Source organism: Inquilinus ginsengisoli (genome assembly GCF_031453975.1).
Classification (GTDB): Bacteria; Pseudomonadota; Alphaproteobacteria; order DSM-16000; family Inquilinaceae; genus Inquilinus; species Inquilinus ginsengisoli_A.
This window is the reverse complement of the sequence record NZ_JAVDPW010000002.1, coordinates 116379-130726: the sequence shown is the minus strand read 5'-3', so window position 1 is coordinate 130726 and position 14348 is coordinate 116379. Positions and strand designations below refer to the sequence as shown.

The window sequence follows — 14348 nt, the reverse complement described above, 5'->3', positions numbered from 1 at the left end:
ATGTCCGAGATGCGTTCTTCGACCAGCGAGCTTCACGCCGGGTTCGTCCCGGAGTTCGATGCGCTGTATCGCGGGTCGCCCTATTGGGAGCTCGACACGGCAGACGCCCGGATGTTCGTCGGCGCCGGTCCGTCAGGCCGCGAGCCCCAGGCGGATTGGGTTGGGGAGGTGCTGGGGCGCTCCCGCGTCGTGGGCCTCAACGAGCGCGCCGCGCATCTGGTGGGGGCTCCTGCGGGCCGCGAGGAGATGATCGGCCGGCCCATCGCGGATTTCTGGCCGCCGGACAGCCAGGATGATCTTGCCGAACTGATCGCTGATGTCGCGACCGACCGGTCCCCTCGCGTGATCCGGACACGCGACATCGGCTCGTTGCTGCTGCAGGATCCCGTGCTGACGGTGTGGCGCTCGCATGAGACGGGCGCCGACACGGTGTTCGTGGCCGTGAGGGGCGCGGTGAACGACCGCCGTTCCTACTGGTCGCTGCGTGCGAGCGAGGAACGCTACCGCAAGCTCATCCACCACATACCCAACCCTCTCCTCCGGGTCGACGCGAGGGCGATGGGCCGGGTGTTCGCGCGGCTGAAGGCAGAGGGCGTCAACGACCTCGATTCCTATCTCGATGCCCATCCGGAGCTGCTCGCCTTCGCGGAGCAGAGCGTGCGCATCACGGAGATCAACCGGGCCGCGGCGCTGTTGTTCGGCGCGACGAGCGCGACGGATCTTGTCGGCCCGGTGAAATGCCTGCTCCAGGCGTCCCCCGAGACCACCCGGAGGGTCATGGTCGCGCAATTCGACGGGCGCCGCAGCCATGCCGAGGTGATGAAGCTGTGCACGCTCGATGGCCGGCTGCTCGACGTTCAACTGGCGGTGACCTTTCCGACGCCGCCGGAACAGCTGGATGTGACGGTCATCAGCCTGGACGACCTCACCGACCGGCTTCGCACCGAGGCGCAGCTTCGCCAGCTTCAGGCCGATTTCACGCGGGCCGCCCGCATCTCGACCCTCGGCGAGCTCGCCACCTCGATCGCGCATGAGGTGAACCAGCCGCTCGCCGCGATTTTCACCAATGCGGAGACCAGCCTGCGGTGGCTCGCGCGCGACGAGCCGAACCTGGCGAAGGTCGTGCAACTAACGACCCGGATCGCGGCGAGTGCCCGCCATGCGACCGAGATCGTCCAGCGCATCCGGGCGATGACGGCGAAACATGCGCCGGAGCGCCGGCCCCTGGAGCTGAACGAGGTGGTCGACGAGGCGCTGCTGTTCCTTCGCCATGACATCGAAACCCGCTCGATCCGATTGTCGGCAAGGCTCGGGCTCGGCCTGCCCCGCGTGATCGGAGACCGGGTCCAGCTGCAGCAGGTGATCGTCAACCTGCTGGTCAACAGCGCCCAGGCCATCGGCCAGGCCGGCGCGAAGGGCGGGCTGGTCGAACTGAGCACCGGGCTCAGCGAAGCCGGCGAGGTCGTCTTCGTGATCCGGGACAACGGGCCCGGCATCCCGGCTGAAGACCTCGACCGCATCTTCGAGGGCTTCTTCACCACCAAGGACGAAGGAATGGGGCTGGGCCTCGCCATCTGCCAGTCGATCATGACGGCGCATGGCGGCGGCATCGTCGCCTCGAACCGTCCCGAGGGCGGCGCGTGCTTCCGGCTGTGGCTTCCGGCGGAGCCCATCGCGGCGCAGGGCTGGGAGACGCGGCCGCTGTAGGCCCGACCTGTGCCAAGGTCGAGGTTCGTCCATCCTTTGATGTGCGGGATTGGCGGTCGGCACAATGGTCGGGGAGGGGGCGATCCGCGATCCTTCCGCTCGTTGCCAGGCGCCGGCCGCGGGATGAAGGGGAGGGACCCTCGACCGGGGCGGCCGCCGATGGCCAGACCGTGAGAGGTGAACCCATGAAAATCGTCGTCATCGGCGGGACCGGCCTGATCGGGTCCAAGGTCGTGGCCATGCTGAGCCAGAAGGGCCACCACGCCCTGGCCGCCGCCCCGAGCACGGGCGTCGACACCGTCACCGGCCAGGGGCTGGCCGAGGCGCTGACGGGGGCCGACGTCGTCGTCGACCTCGCCAACTCCCCGTCCTTCGAGGAGCAGGCGGCGATGGAGTTCTTCCAGACCGCCGGCCGCAACATCACCGCGGCGGAGGTGAAGGCCGGGGTCCGGCACCATGTCGCCCTGTCGGTCGTCGGCACCGAGCGGCTGCTGGAAAGCGGCTATTTCCGCGCCAAGCTGGCGCAGGAGCGCCTGATCAAGGCCTCGCCGATCCCCTACACCTTGCTCCGCGCCTGCCAGTTCTTCGAGTTCATCCGCACCATCGCGGACATCTCCATGGTGGACGGCGCCGTGCGCCTGCCGCACACCCTGTTCCAGCCGATGGCGGCGCAGGACGTCGCGGCCGCGATGGCCGAGGCGGCGCTGGCCGCACCGGCGAACGGCATGCGGGAGGTCGGCGGACCCGTCCCGGTCCATCTCGACGACATGATCGCCAAGGTCCTCGCCTACGACAAGGATCCGCGCCAGGTGATCACGGACCCGCAGGCGCCGTATTACGGCATCAAGGTGGACGACCGGTCGCTGATGCCCGGCCCGGATGCCCGCCTCGGCTCCACCACCATCGACTGGTGGCTGGCCAACGTCCCGCCGCCGCCGAAGAAGAAGTGACCGGCGACGTCCATCAAGAAAGGACTCAGCGATGCTGAAGCAGATCTGCGTCGGCGTGGCCGTGCTCATGGGGCTTCTGGCCGAGGCGAACGGCGTGTTTATGCTGTTGTCGCCGGACAGCTGGTACTTCGCCGTGCCCGGCGTCACCACGACCGGCCCGTTCAACCAGCACTTCATCCGCGATATCGGACTGATCTTCCTGTTCGTCGGCACGTCCTACCTGTTCGGCGCCGCGCAGCCGCGGCACCGGATCATCTTCTGGGCCGCGCCCACCCTGTGGCTGGGCGGCCACGCCCTGTTCCACTACTGGGAGGTCGCCGTTGGCATCTGCGGGCCGTCGGTGCTGATCCGCGACTTTCCGGCGGTGACGCTCCCGGCCGCGATCGGGGTGCTCCTGACCCTCTGGGCGATTTCGGACGCCCGCTCGACCCATTCCCTCAGAGAGAGATACTCATGACCCCGCGCCTGAACATCTTCCAGGTCGCCCCCGAAGGGACCAAGGCGATGATGGCCGTCGGCACCGCTGTGGAGAACAGCGGCCTCGAGCACAGCCTGATCCAACTGGTGAAGCTGCGCGCGTCGCAGATCAACGGCTGCGCCTTCTGCATCCACATGCACGCCACCGACGCGGTGAAGCATGGCGAGAGCCCGATGCGGATCCACCTGCTCGATGCCTGGCGGGAATCCCCTGTGTTCACCGACCGCGAGCGCGCCGCGCTGGCCTGGACCGAGAGCCTGACCAAGGTCGCCGAGACGGGCGCCCCCGATGCCGACTATGCGGTGCTGAAGGGCCGCTTCGGCGACACCGAGATCGGCAACCTCACCCTGCTGATCGGAACGATCAACCTGTGGAACCGGGTGCAGGTCGGCCTCCGCGCCATCCCCAAGGTCGACGTGCCGGCCAAGGACGCCGCCTGATCGATCCGGAGACTGCGCCGCCCCGGCGGCGCAGTCCCGTCACCCCAAGCAAGACGTTCCATCCCGATAATCGACCCGCCGTTGACCTCGCTGAAGCGGGCCAATACTGTCGGCCCCTTCTTTGACATTCCGGGGGCCGCCATGGCCCAGATCCTGGTTCAGGGCCTGGCGAAGACCTATCGCGTGGCCGAACGCGATCCCGGCGTGCTGGGCGCCGTGCGCGGACTCGTCCGCCGACGCTGGCGCACGGTGGAGGCGCTGAAGGACGTCAGCTTCGCCTTGGAGCGAGGGGAACTCCTGGGCTTCATCGGCCCCAACGGCGCGGGTAAATCGACCACCATCAAGATTCTCTCGGGGATCCTGCGGCCCGATTCCGGCCGGGTCGAGATCGACGGTCTGGTTCCCCATCTCGACCGCATCAGCCACGTTGCCCGCATCGGCGTCGTGTTCGGCCAGAGGACGCAGCTGTGGTGGGACCTGCCGGTCATCGACGGCTTCGACCTGCTGCGCGACATCTATCGGGTGGATCCGCGACGCTACCGGACGACCCGCGACGAGCTGGTCGGGATGCTCCGGCTGGAGCGTCTTCTCGACCAGCCGGTGCGACAGCTCTCGCTCGGCCAGCGCATGCGGGCGGAACTTGCCGCGGCCCTGCTGCACGAGCCGTCGATCCTCTTTCTCGACGAGCCGACCATAGGCCTCGATGCGCCTTCGAAACTGGCGGTGCGGGAATTCATCAAGACACTGAACCGCGAGCGCGGCGTCACCGTCCTGCTCACCACCCACGACATGCATGACATCGAGGCCCTGGCGGAGCGGGTCATCGTCATCGGCCATGGCCGGGTCCTAGCGGACAGCCCCTTCGAAGCCCTGCGCGCCACCGTGCTCACCGAGCGCCGGCTGTTCGTGGATTTCGCCCAGGATGCGCCTGATCTCGCCTTGCCCGGCGTCGAGATCCGGGGTCGCAGCGGACGGTCCATGGAGCTTGCCTTCGATCCCCGCATGACCAACGCCCCGGCGCTCATCGCGGCCATCACGGCAGGGCACGCGGTCGACGACATCCATGTCGAGCAGCCGGCCATCGAGGAGGTAATCGCCCGGTTCTACGACCTGCACGGCGCCGGCGAGGCCTGACCCATGGAGGCCCTCCGTCCCTACATCGCGGCCTTTTCCTCGCGATTCCTGCTGATGATGCAGTATCGGGCCGCGGCCGTGGCCGGCTTCGCCACCCAATGCTGGTTCGGCGCGGTGCGCGTCATGGTGCTGGCCGCTTTCTACCTTGGCGCGCCGGAGGCCGCCGCCGGCACATCCTTCGACCTCTCCCAGGCCGTCACATACACTTGGCTGGCCCAAGGCCTCCTGGCCCTGCTGCCCTGGGCCGCAGATCCCGATATCGCCGCGGCGGTGCGCACAGGCGCGATCGGCTACGATCGGCTGCGACCGGTGGATGCCTATGCCCTCTGGTATGCCCGCACGGCCGGCTGGATGACGGCCCGCGTCGCTCCCAGACTGGGTCTGATGGCTCTCGCGGCCGGGGTCGCCCTGCCCCTGCTCGGCCAGGCGGAATGGGCCTGGAAGCCGCCGCCGAATGCTTCCGCCGCCCTGCTTTTCATCCTCTCGCTGTCTTTGGCGGCGGCGCTCTCCTGCGCTGTCGTCATGCTGATCAACATCGTCGTGGTGGCGACGCTCAATGCCCGGGGTGTCAACTCCCTGGCCATGCCGGTGGTCATCGTCTTCTCCGGCTCCCTGCTGCCCTTGCCGCTCTATCCCGACGCGATCCGCGCGGCGCTCTTCATCCAGCCCCTGGCCGGCGTCCTCGACATCCCCAATCGGATCTATTCCGGCGCGCTGGCGGGCTTCATGGCCTGGGCGGGAATCGGGCTGCAGGCGTTCTGGACCTTCGCCCTGATCGTCGCCGGCCGGCTGTGGCTGCGCCGTGTCGTGCGCCGCCTCGAAGTCCAGGGAGGGTAGGGCGGTGAACGGCATCACCCTGCTCGTCCGGTATTTCACGGCCTCGATCCGCAGCCAGATGCAATACCCGGCATCGGCGATGATGCTGACCTTCGGGCAGCTGGCTTCGACGGCCATCGAGATCGTCTCGATCTGGGCCTTGTTCGACCGGTTCGGGGCCGTGAAGGGCTGGAGCTTCGGGGAGGTGATGTTCTTCTACGCCCTGATCGGCATCAGCTTTTCCATCGCCGATTTCGTGACCCGCGGATTCGACGTCTTCGGCACCGATTTCGTGCGCACGGGCGATTTCGACCGCCTGCTGCTCAGGCCCCGGTCGGCGGCGCTGCAGCTGGTGGGCCATGACTTCCGTATCAGCCGGTTCGGGCGGTTCGTGCAGGCGGCCGTCATCCTGGTGGCAGCCACCGAATCCCTGCAGTTCATGTGGACCCCGGAGACCGTCGTCCTGGCCCTCTGGACGATCGCCGGCGGCACGGCCTTCTTCGTCGCCCTCTTCATCTTTCAGGCCGCCATGGCCTTCTGGACCATCGAAAGCCTGGAAGCCGTCAACGCCCTCACCTACGGCGGCGTCTATGCGGGCCAGTTCCCACTCGGCCTCTATGCCCGCTGGTTCCGCACCTTCCTGACCTTCATCGTGCCGCTGGCCTGCGTGGCGTATTATCCGGTGCTCGCCATCCTGGGGCGATCCGATCCCCTGGGCGCCCCCGATTGGTTTCTGCCGATGGCGCCGGCGGCGGGATTCGGCCTCCTGGCCCTCTCGTTTCTGGCATGGCGGATCGGAGTGTCGAAGTACATGTCGACCGGCAGCTGACTCACCCGGTACGAGGTGATCAACCGACGAACCCCATCCGCAGGCTGCGTGGACACAGTGCTCGTGGAGTCGACGGGGGCCGGAGCCACTGCCGGTCGCCTCACCGGGGCCGGCGGACGGCCCTGAGCTTGCCGGTGGGGCCGCCGCCACAGAAGAACTGGTCGCCGCCGTCGGATTCCAGCCCCGACACGGCGGTTCCCGGCGGCATTTCGAGAATCTCCAGGGCCTCCCCGGTCTGGGGGTCGATCCGCCTCACGTCGCTCTCGTCGCCCTCCCAGGTGCCGTGCCAGAGCTCGCCGTCGACCCAGCTGACCCCGGTGACGAAGCGGTTGGATTCGATGGTGCGGAGAACCGCCCCGGTCTCGGGGTCGATCTGGTGGATCTTGCGGTCCCGGTACTGCCCCACCCAAAGCGTCCCTTCGGCCCAGGCCAGCCCGGAGTCGCCGCCGCCGCCGGGCGCCGGGATGGTGGCGAGCACGCGGCCGGTCTTCGGATCGATCTTCTGGATGTGCTCCTCGGCGATCTGGAACAGGTGCCGGCCGTCGAAGGCGGTGCCGGCATGCGCGGCGACCTCGATCGAGCGCACCGTCTCCCCGGTCGCGGGATCGAGGGACTTCAACGTGTCCCCGGCGGCAAACCAGACGTGCTGGCCGTCATAGGTGACCCCGGCCACCTGGTCGACGCCCGGGAAGGGGCCGTATTCGCGGACGATTTCGGCTGCTGATCGTTTCATGGGTCCGTCCTCATCACTCGATGCCACCACCCTAATCCCCCGGCAGCGGCGCCGGGAGTAACAAGGTGGTCGTGAATCCCGGCACGGGCGGGGTCATCCAGCGAAGCGCCCGCCCGCGCCCGAACGATTGCACCTTGCCGGCCGCCGCCAGCGCGTCGAGGCCCCGCTGCACGGTGCGCTGGCTGGCGCCGAGCGCCAGCGCCAGGGCCGAGCTCGACCAGGATTCACCGTCGGCGAGGAAGGCCAGCACCGCGGCATGCTGCTCCTCGACGGGCCGCGCCAACACCACGACCTCGGCGGCGCGGCGCGGCACCAGCGCGAACCCGCGCTGGGTCGCGCTCACGCCGGCCAGCGGCCGCAGCATCGTGCGAAGCCGGCCGATCTCGACCCGCAGCCGCGCGCGATGCGATTCATCGGCGTGCTTTGCGCCGAAGGCCCGCGCGAGGAGCGTGCCTCTCGGCACGTCCCCGGGCCAGGCCTCGCCCAGCGCGCGGGCCAGCGCGAACAGCACCGGGCGCGTCGCGAGCGAGACCACGGTGCCGGCGTCCCGCACGGCATGGCGGCACGCATCCACCACGAGCGCCTCCGACGCCAGCAGCGCCTCGACCTCCTCGAGCAGGAGCGGGCGTTCCTCGCCACGCGCCAGCAGGCGTGCCGCGGGCGTATTCAGGACCAGGGATGCGCTTTCGACCTCCGCCGTCAGCGCGGGAATGCCGGCGGCGCGCGCGGCACTCCCGGCCCGGACGAGCGCCGCGCGCGCGGCCTGGGTCTGCAAGCGCCGCATCGCGATCCCCGCGACCACCAGCTCATGGGCGGCCTCCAGCGCGGGCGGCAGGGGCGCGGGGTCGAGATCGGCGAGGGTGCGCTCGGCCTCGTCGAGGCGGCCGATCAGGAGCAGGCGGCGGACCGCGAGATACCGGGCATGCGCGGCATTGACCCGGTCGCCATGCGCCTCGAGCGTCGCCCGCGCGGCGTCGAGCGTCTTCGCCGGCCAGCCCAGGTCGCGCGAAGCGAGGGCGATTTCGGCCTCGGCGACGACGCAGCGCGCGCGGGCCACCGACTCTCTCGGGCCGAAGGCGCGCGCCGCCCGCCGCATGAGAGCCTTGGCCCGAACCAGATCGCCGAGCTGCGCCATGGCGATGCCCCGCAACGCCAGCGCCGGGGCGTCGTCGCGCAGGGCGACCCGCTTCAGGGCGCCGAGAGGATCACCCGCCGCGAGCGCGCGGGCCGCGGCCGTGATCAGCGAGTCCACTGGAATCCCGCCACACTTGTCACTCCCCCCGTTCCGCCATCCGGGGCCAAGTCTATCCCGCGGCTGACGGCCGCGGACAGCATCGCGAACGGATGGAGGCGCGAAAATGGCGACGCACATCACCGGGACGCATCAGGGATCTCCGGTCACGGCCGGCCTCGGCGCCGCGGACTGGTTGTCCCTTGCCGCCGCCCCGACCTTCGCCGTCATGGCGCTGCTGACGCCTGGTCTTGGCGGAATGCCAGATATCTGCTCGGTCGCCCCGAACGCATCCCCGCTGAGTGGAATGGTGCCGATGTACTGGCTCATGGCCGCCTTCCATCTGGCGCCGTGGCTGAAGCTGGCCTCCCGGCGGCGCAGCGGGGCCCGCCGGTCCTGATCCGCGCAGCCGGACTCCCGCCACACTTGTCACTCCCGGCATCCGATGCCCCGGCGCCAATCTCTTTCACGACCCTAAGCCCCAAAGGAGAAGGACGATGACCACGCACCCGACTGGCACACGCGAAGAGTGGATGGCCGCCCGCCTGGATCTGCTCGAGGCGGAGAAGGAGCTGACGCGGCGCAGCGACGAGCTGGCGCAGTGGCGTCAGGACCTGCCCTGGGTCCGGGTCGACAAGGGCTATCGGTTCGAGACCGAGAACGGGGCTGCCGCGCTGCCGGACCTGTTCCGTGGGCGCTCGCAGCTCCTGATCTACCACTTCATGTTCGGGCCCGACTACACCGCGGGGTGCCCGTCCTGCTCGGCGATCGCGGACGGGTTCGAGGGCATCGCCGTCCATCTGGCGAACCACGACGTCACGTTGTCGGCGGTGTCGCGGGCGCCGCTCGCCACGCTGCAGGCGTACCAGCGGCGGATGGGGTGGAGCTTCCCCTGGGCATCCTCGCTCGGCGCGGATTTCAACTTCGACTTCAACGTCTCGCTCACCGAGCAGCAGCAGCGCGAAGGCACCGCCGAATACAACTACCGGCGCGAGCCGGCCTGGGTGGGGCGCGGGATCGGCGACTCGCTGACGAAAGGCGGCGAGGGGCCCGTGGCCAAGATGGCGGGCATGACCGGGACCGACGTGGCCACCTATGTGCGCGAGCGGCCCGGCCTGAGCGCCTTCGTGCTCGAGGACGGCGTCGTCTACCACAGCTATTCCACTTATGCCCGCGGGCTGGACGGGCTGTGGGGCATGTTCCATTGGCTCGACCGCGCCCCCAGGGGGCGCAACGAGACCGGCATCTGGTGGCGCCGCCACGACGAGTACGGCAAGCGCTGAGTCCAACTCACCTGCCATCCCCACCCGAAGGAGAGCGAACCATGAGCGACGCCGCGTTGCAGTCGGACACCCGGGACATCGTGGTGGATAAGGATATTCCGCAACCCCCAGAGGCGGTCTGGAAGGCACTCACGACTGCCGGGATGATCGCCCGCTGGATCAAGGAGCCGGTCGGGTTCGAGCCCGTGGTGGGCAACCGCTTCACCTTCCAGACGACGCCGGCCGGCGCCTGGGACGGCGTCATCCATTGCCAGGTGCTGGAGGTGAAGCCGAACGAGCGCCTCGCCTATGCCTGGAAGGGCGGGCACGAGGCAAATGTCGGGTACGGCTCGCGGCTGGACACCGTCGTCACCTTCATCCTGACCAGGATCGAGGGCGGAACCCACCTTCGCCTGGTCCATTCCGGCTTTCTCGTGCCGCGGAACCAGACGGCGCTCACGAGCCTGGGCGATGGCTGGAACAAGGTCGTCGAGACGCTGGGCGACGTCGCCGGCGAACAGGACCGGCCCGACCGGCACGATTGCTGCCAGCCGGGCATGACCATAAAGGGAGAGACGGCATGAGCGTGGCTTACACCGGCGGATGCGCCTGCGGCGCGATCCGCTACGAGATTTCCGCGGAACCGATGTTCATGAACGACTGCCAGTGCCGCGACTGCCAGCGGAAGAGCGGCACCGGGCACGGGTCCTACCTGACCTTCCCCGACAGGGGGCATGTGAAGCTCGAAGGCGAAGCGACGCATTGGGACATCGTCGGCGACAGCGGCAACGTCAAAACGCGCGCGTTCTGCCCCATCTGCGGGTCACCGGTCTATCTGACCTTCGCGGCCATGCCGGACCTGTTCACCATCCACGCCGCGAGCCTCGACGACCCCGGCCGATACCAGCCGCAGGTGGTGACCTACGCCATGCGCGGCTACGCCTGGGACTGCCTCGATCCGGCCCTGCCGAAATTCGACAGGATGCCGCCGATGTGACCTGCGGCCGGGAATGCTCTATCCCCGCCCGTCGGCTGCCGGATCGGGGAGGGGGCGCACGACGGTGTCCTCCGGTTCCAGCGCGCGGCCGTCCTGGGAGCGGAGCTCCAGCTTTCGCACGGGAAGGCCCCGCTTCCGGTCGACCAGAACGACATGGGCCTCGTCGGGCTCGAAGAAATAGTCCTCGCCCCACTGCCGGAGCGCGACCAGCACGGGAAACAGGCCGCGTCCCTTCTCCGTCAGCACGTAGTCCTGATAGGGGCTGCCGTCGGATGCCGGGACGGTGTCCATGATGCCGTGGGCGACGAGGCTGCGCAGCCGGGCCGCAAGGATGTTCTTCGCGAGCCCCAGGCTCTTCTGGAACTCCCCGAACCGGCTCAGGCCGTCGAAGGCATCGCGGACGATCAGCAGCGTCCATCCGTCGCCGATCGCATCCAGCGGCCTGGCAACGCCACAGCGCGACTCCCTGTGGCTGGTTCTCTTGACCATCGCGACGTCACCCCGCGCTCGATCTCCAGCATGCCGTCGCCCGGCTTCGCCGGGCAGATCGCGGTTCACCTTGTCCACCATATAGTAGTTGCAGTTTAAAACCTCAAGCGATATGAGGTGGGAGGTTTTAATTTGAAACTTAAGCGCCGACGGCGCAAATCCGGAAGAGGAGACGTCTGTGGTCCCATCCGACGCCAGCTTCGGCGGCACCTTCCCGTTCGTGCCGCATGTCACCGGCGCTCCCGGCTTCCGGATGCACTATGTCGACGAGGGGCCGCGCGACGCGGAGGTCGTGCTGTGCCTCCATGGCGAGCCGAGCTGGGGCTATCTGTTCCGCCATCTGATCCCCGCGCTGAGCGGCAACTGCCGCGTGGTGGTTCCCGACCATATGGGCTTCGGCAAGAGCGAGACGCCGCAGGACCGCAGCTATTGGCTGCAGGACCACATCGACAATCTGGAGCGCTTCGTCCTTGCGCTCGATCTCGACCGCATCACCCTGGTCATGCATGATTTCGGCGGCCCGGTCGGCATGGGGCTCGCCGCCCGCCACCCTGACCGCATCCGTCGCGTGATCTCGACCAACGGGCCGACCCCGTTCGGCCAGTCCGATCTGCTCGATCGGCTGGTGGCGAATGCCGGCGTCTCACCATGGTTCCAATGGATCGCGAAGGCCGAGGCGGATGGCAGCCTCGAAGCGGTGCTGGGCCAGCTCGGCTTCAACATCCTCAGCACACTCAAGCTCAACGGCTTCGAGAACAATGCGCTGATCACCGACACCTGGCTCGCGGCCTATGGCGCACCCTTCGCGTGCCCGGCCGACTGCCTCGGCGCGATCGGCTGGGCCAAGGGCTTCGCCACGGGCGCGCACCGATTCGAGACGCCCGACGCCGCGGCCGACCGCGCGATCCGCGCCAGGCCGGCCCTGGCCATCTGGGGAGAGGCGGACCGCACGCTCCTCCCCGGGCATTTCCTGCCGCTGTTCATCCAGCTCTTCCCGGCCGCGCCGGTCCGTCGCCTGGCCGGGGTCGGCCATTACTGCCTCGAGGATGCGCCGGATGTGGTCGCAGCTCTCGTCGCGGACTTCATTCGACAGACCTAGACCGGCGGTCTACAGCTCCGGGAGCTGGCTTGGGTAGGCGGATGCGGCTCATGGGAGACAGTCGATGAAGGCCGTGCGGACCGACCGGGAGATCGATTGCCCAGGCATCGACGCCGCCCTGCGCGCGCGCGGCGTCGATCTGGTCACCCTGCCGGACGGCGTTTCCGAAGCCGATCTCATCGGCGCGGTCGCCGACGCCGACCTGCTGCTGATGTGCTACACGCCGGTCACCGCGCGGGTGATCGACGCGGCCCGCAGGCTCAAGGGCATCGTCAAATACGGCGTCGGCATCGATGCCATCGATATGGCGGCGGCGATGCGGCGCGGCATTCCCGTCGTCAATGTGCCGGAATACGCCGAGGAAACGGTGGCGGAGGGTGCGTTCACCCTGATGATCGCGCTGGCCAAGCGCCTGCCCGAGATCACGCAGGCGATGTCGCGCGACGGCTGGATCTGGCCGGCGCAACGCTGGCTGGGCCGCGACATCTCGGGGGCGACGCTCGGCCTCGTCGGCTGCGGCCGGATCGGGCGGAGCATGGCGCGCATGGCGGGCCAGGGGTTCCGCGCCCGAATCCTCGGCTACGACCCCCATGTCGATGCCGCGACGCTGCAGGCCGCCGGGATCGAGAAGGTCGACGACCTGCAGGCCATGCTGCGCGCCTGCGATTTCGTGTCCGTGCACTGCGCGCTGAGCGACAGCACCCGCGGCCTTGTCGGCCGGGCCGAGCTGGCTTGCCTGAAACCCTCCGCGATCGTCGTCAACGTCTCGCGCGGCGCGCTGATCGACGAGGCGGCCCTGGTCGAGGCGGTCGTCGCGGGGCGCATCGGCGGCGTCGGCCTCGACGTCTATTCGGTGGAGCCGCTGACCAAATCGGGGCATCCGATGAGCGCGCTGTTCGATCGCGACAACGTGATCCTGTTTCCGCACCTGACCTTCTTCACCGCCGAGGCGATGCGCCGGCTCGAGGAGGACACGCTGGCGCGCTGCCACGAGATCCTCGACGGCCGTCCGGTGACGGTGCGGTCGCACGATCCGCGGCTGCGGGCACAGAGGGCAGGCATCGTCTTCGGCTGACCAAGGCGCCGCTGAAGATCATTCAAGCATCAAGGACGAGGAGGCCGGCACCGAGGCCTATGGCAGCAGGACCGTCGCGCCGGTGGTCAGCCGCGCTTCGAGCCGGCGGTGCGCCTCGGCCGCCTCGGCGAGCGGCAGGCGGGCATGGACCGGGACCGTCACCGCGCCGCTCGCAACCACGCGGAACAGGTCCGCGCTCATGGCGAGAACGTCCTCGCGCCGCACCAGATGGTCGAACAGCAGCTGCGACGTGGCGAAGATCGAGCCCTTCCGCATCAGCAGCCCGATGTCGAAGGGCTCGGCCGGTCCCGATGCCGCGCCGAAGCTGACGACGGTGCCGAAGCGCCTGAGGCAGTCGAGCGACCCCGCGAAGGTCGCCTTGCCGACGCCGTCATAGACCACGTCGCAGCCGCGGCCGCCGGTGATCTCCCGCACCCGCGCGACAAAATCCTCGTGGCCGTACTCGATGACATGGTCGCAGCCGTTCCGGCGCGCCAGTGCGGCCTTCTCGGGTGAGCCGACGGTGCCGATGACGGTCGCGCCGAGATGCTTCGCCCATAGCGTCAGGATCAGGCCGACCCCGCCCGCCGCCGCATGCACCAGGACAGTGTGCCCCGCCTCGACGCGAAAGGTCCGGCGCAGCAGGTATTGCGCGGTCAGGCCCTTCAGCATCATCGCGGCGCCGGTCTCGAAGTCGATGGCGTCGGGCAGGGGGACCAGGAAATGGGCCGGCACGATGCGCTCCTCGGCATAGGAGCCGAGGGTCTCGACATAGGCCACCCGGTCGCCCGGGGCGAAGCCGTCGACGCCCGGGCCGACCGACACCACCTCGCCGGCCCCCTCGTTGCCCGGCGTGAAGGGCAAAGCGGGCGGGGCATAGGCGCCGCTGCGGAAGTAGATGTCGACGAAGTTGAGGCCGATCGCCCGGTTGCGGACACGGACCTCGCCGGGGCCGGGCTGGCCGATGTCGATGTCCTCATAGGCCAGCACCTCCGGCCCGCCATGGCGGTGAACTCGGATCGCTTTCATGGGTCCCTCTCGCGTTGCGCTGTGCCGTGTCTGGGAGATAGCGGGCCGCGAGATATGTTTGTAGACTGATGTCGGTGAG

The 14348-nt window shown here is 68.9% G+C and carries 17 protein-coding genes; 13 read left to right on the top strand and 4 right to left on the bottom strand.

Annotated features, from left to right (window positions below; translation table 11 throughout):
- The 7 genes from E9232_RS04440 (at position 1) to E9232_RS04410 (ending at position 6354) form a co-directional block, all read left to right on the top strand.
- Positions 1 to 1707: a PAS domain-containing sensor histidine kinase gene (locus E9232_RS04440; protein WP_309792384.1), complete on the top strand. Its 1707-nt coding sequence runs from the start codon at positions 1 to 3 to the stop codon at positions 1705 to 1707.
- Positions 1708 to 1892: 185 nt separating this feature from the next.
- Positions 1893 to 2657 (top strand): SDR family oxidoreductase, encoded by a 765-nt coding sequence (locus E9232_RS04435; protein WP_309792383.1) that lies wholly within the window; start codon positions 1893 to 1895, stop codon positions 2655 to 2657.
- Positions 2658 to 2688: 31 nt separating this feature from the next.
- Positions 2689 to 3114 carry a hypothetical protein gene (locus E9232_RS04430; RefSeq protein WP_309792382.1) on the top strand — a complete coding sequence of 142 codons (426 nt, stop codon included), beginning with the start codon at positions 2689 to 2691 and terminating at the stop codon, positions 3112 to 3114.
- Positions 3111 to 3575, top strand: coding sequence for a carboxymuconolactone decarboxylase family protein (locus E9232_RS04425; RefSeq protein ID WP_309792381.1), 465 nt, complete (start codon positions 3111 to 3113; stop codon positions 3573 to 3575). The genes E9232_RS04430 and E9232_RS04425 overlap by 4 nt, the downstream gene beginning before the upstream one ends.
- 141 nt (positions 3576 to 3716) lie before the next feature.
- Positions 3717 to 4709: an ABC transporter ATP-binding protein gene (locus E9232_RS04420; protein ID WP_309792380.1), complete on the top strand. Its 993-nt coding sequence runs from the start codon at positions 3717 to 3719 to the stop codon at positions 4707 to 4709.
- 78 nt (positions 4710 to 4787) lie between these two features.
- The gene (locus E9232_RS04415; protein ID WP_309792379.1) at positions 4788 to 5546 is read left to right on the top strand and encodes an ABC transporter permease; all 759 of its coding nucleotides are present in this window, start codon (positions 4788 to 4790) and stop codon (positions 5544 to 5546) included.
- Between the two features lie 4 nt (positions 5547 to 5550).
- Entirely contained in the window at positions 5551 to 6354 is an 804-nt protein-coding gene (locus E9232_RS04410; protein WP_309792378.1) for an ABC transporter permease, read from the top strand.
- A 100-nt stretch (positions 6355 to 6454) separates the two neighbouring features.
- On the opposite strand, the gene E9232_RS04405 is transcribed toward E9232_RS04410, so the two are convergent.
- Both E9232_RS04405 and E9232_RS04400 read right to left on the bottom strand, forming a co-directional pair.
- Entirely contained in the window at positions 6455 to 7087 is a 633-nt protein-coding gene (locus E9232_RS04405) for a Vgb family protein (RefSeq protein ID WP_309792377.1), read from the bottom strand.
- Between the two features lie 31 nt (positions 7088 to 7118).
- Positions 7119 to 8339 (bottom strand): helix-turn-helix domain-containing protein, encoded by a 1221-nt coding sequence (locus tag E9232_RS04400; protein ID WP_309792376.1) that lies wholly within the window; start codon positions 8337 to 8339, stop codon positions 7119 to 7121.
- Positions 8340 to 8445: 106 nt separating this feature from the next.
- Between E9232_RS04400 and E9232_RS04395 the strand changes: the two genes are divergently transcribed.
- From E9232_RS04395 to E9232_RS04380, 4 genes are all read left to right on the top strand, one after another.
- Entirely contained in the window at positions 8446 to 8718 is a 273-nt protein-coding gene (locus tag E9232_RS04395; protein ID WP_309792375.1) for a hypothetical protein, read from the top strand.
- Positions 8719 to 8815: 97 nt separating this feature from the next.
- Positions 8816 to 9601 carry a DUF899 domain-containing protein gene (locus E9232_RS04390; protein ID WP_309792373.1) on the top strand — a complete coding sequence of 262 codons (786 nt, stop codon included), beginning with the start codon at positions 8816 to 8818 and terminating at the stop codon, positions 9599 to 9601.
- A 41-nt stretch (positions 9602 to 9642) separates the two neighbouring features.
- On the top strand, positions 9643 to 10164 hold the full coding sequence (locus E9232_RS04385; protein WP_309792372.1) for an SRPBCC family protein: 522 nt from the start codon (positions 9643 to 9645) through the stop codon (positions 10162 to 10164).
- The gene (locus tag E9232_RS04380; RefSeq protein WP_309792371.1) at positions 10161 to 10577 is read left to right on the top strand and encodes a GFA family protein; all 417 of its coding nucleotides are present in this window, start codon (positions 10161 to 10163) and stop codon (positions 10575 to 10577) included. Before E9232_RS04385 ends, E9232_RS04380 begins: the two co-directional genes overlap by 4 nt.
- Before the next feature lie 18 nt (positions 10578 to 10595).
- Here the strand turns inward: E9232_RS04380 and E9232_RS04375 are convergent, their stop codons facing one another.
- On the bottom strand, positions 10596 to 11147 hold the full coding sequence (locus tag E9232_RS04375; protein WP_309792369.1) for a winged helix-turn-helix transcriptional regulator: 552 nt from the start codon (positions 11145 to 11147) through the stop codon (positions 10596 to 10598).
- 97 nt (positions 11148 to 11244) lie between these two features.
- Here E9232_RS04375 and E9232_RS04370 point away from each other — a divergent pair, with 97 nt between their 5' ends.
- On the top strand, positions 11245 to 12165 hold the full coding sequence (locus tag E9232_RS04370) for an alpha/beta fold hydrolase (protein ID WP_309792368.1): 921 nt from the start codon (positions 11245 to 11247) through the stop codon (positions 12163 to 12165).
- A 64-nt stretch (positions 12166 to 12229) separates the two neighbouring features.
- Complete coding sequence (locus tag E9232_RS04365) at positions 12230 to 13240, top strand: 2-hydroxyacid dehydrogenase (protein WP_309792367.1); 1011 nt, start codon at positions 12230 to 12232, stop codon at positions 13238 to 13240.
- A 57-nt stretch (positions 13241 to 13297) separates the two neighbouring features.
- Here E9232_RS04365 and E9232_RS04360 read toward each other — a convergent pair whose 3' ends face one another.
- Entirely contained in the window at positions 13298 to 14269 is a 972-nt protein-coding gene (locus E9232_RS04360) for a quinone oxidoreductase family protein (protein ID WP_309792366.1), read from the bottom strand.
- Positions 14270 to 14348 lie beyond the last annotated feature (79 nt).

Bases quoted from the DNA above. Each gene is read 5' to 3' on its own strand.
- E9232_RS04385 (WP_309792372.1), top strand. From the start codon at position 9,643: ATGAGCGACGCCGCGTTGCAGTCGGACACCCGGGACATCGTGGTGGAT.
- E9232_RS04440 (WP_309792384.1), top strand. From the start codon at position 1: ATGTCCGAGATGCGTTCTTCGACCAGCGAGCTTCACGCCGGGTTCGTC.
- E9232_RS04390 (WP_309792373.1), top strand. From the start codon at position 8,816: ATGACCACGCACCCGACTGGCACACGCGAAGAGTGGATGGCCGCCCGC.
- E9232_RS04395 (WP_309792375.1), top strand. From the start codon at position 8,446: ATGGCGACGCACATCACCGGGACGCATCAGGGATCTCCGGTCACGGCC.
- E9232_RS04435 (WP_309792383.1), top strand. From the start codon at position 1,893: ATGAAAATCGTCGTCATCGGCGGGACCGGCCTGATCGGGTCCAAGGTC.
- E9232_RS04380 (WP_309792371.1), top strand. From the start codon at position 10,161: ATGAGCGTGGCTTACACCGGCGGATGCGCCTGCGGCGCGATCCGCTAC.
- E9232_RS04375 (WP_309792369.1), bottom strand. From the start codon at position 11,147: ATGGTGGACAAGGTGAACCGCGATCTGCCCGGCGAAGCCGGGCGACGG.
- E9232_RS04405 (WP_309792377.1), bottom strand. From the start codon at position 7,087: ATGAAACGATCAGCAGCCGAAATCGTCCGCGAATACGGCCCCTTCCCG.
- E9232_RS04360 (WP_309792366.1), bottom strand. From the start codon at position 14,269: ATGAAAGCGATCCGAGTTCACCGCCATGGCGGGCCGGAGGTGCTGGCC.
- E9232_RS04365 (WP_309792367.1), top strand. From the start codon at position 12,230: ATGAAGGCCGTGCGGACCGACCGGGAGATCGATTGCCCAGGCATCGAC.
- E9232_RS04420 (WP_309792380.1), top strand. From the start codon at position 3,717: ATGGCCCAGATCCTGGTTCAGGGCCTGGCGAAGACCTATCGCGTGGCC.
- E9232_RS04430 (WP_309792382.1), top strand. From the start codon at position 2,689: ATGCTGAAGCAGATCTGCGTCGGCGTGGCCGTGCTCATGGGGCTTCTG.
- E9232_RS04425 (WP_309792381.1), top strand. From the start codon at position 3,111: ATGACCCCGCGCCTGAACATCTTCCAGGTCGCCCCCGAAGGGACCAAG.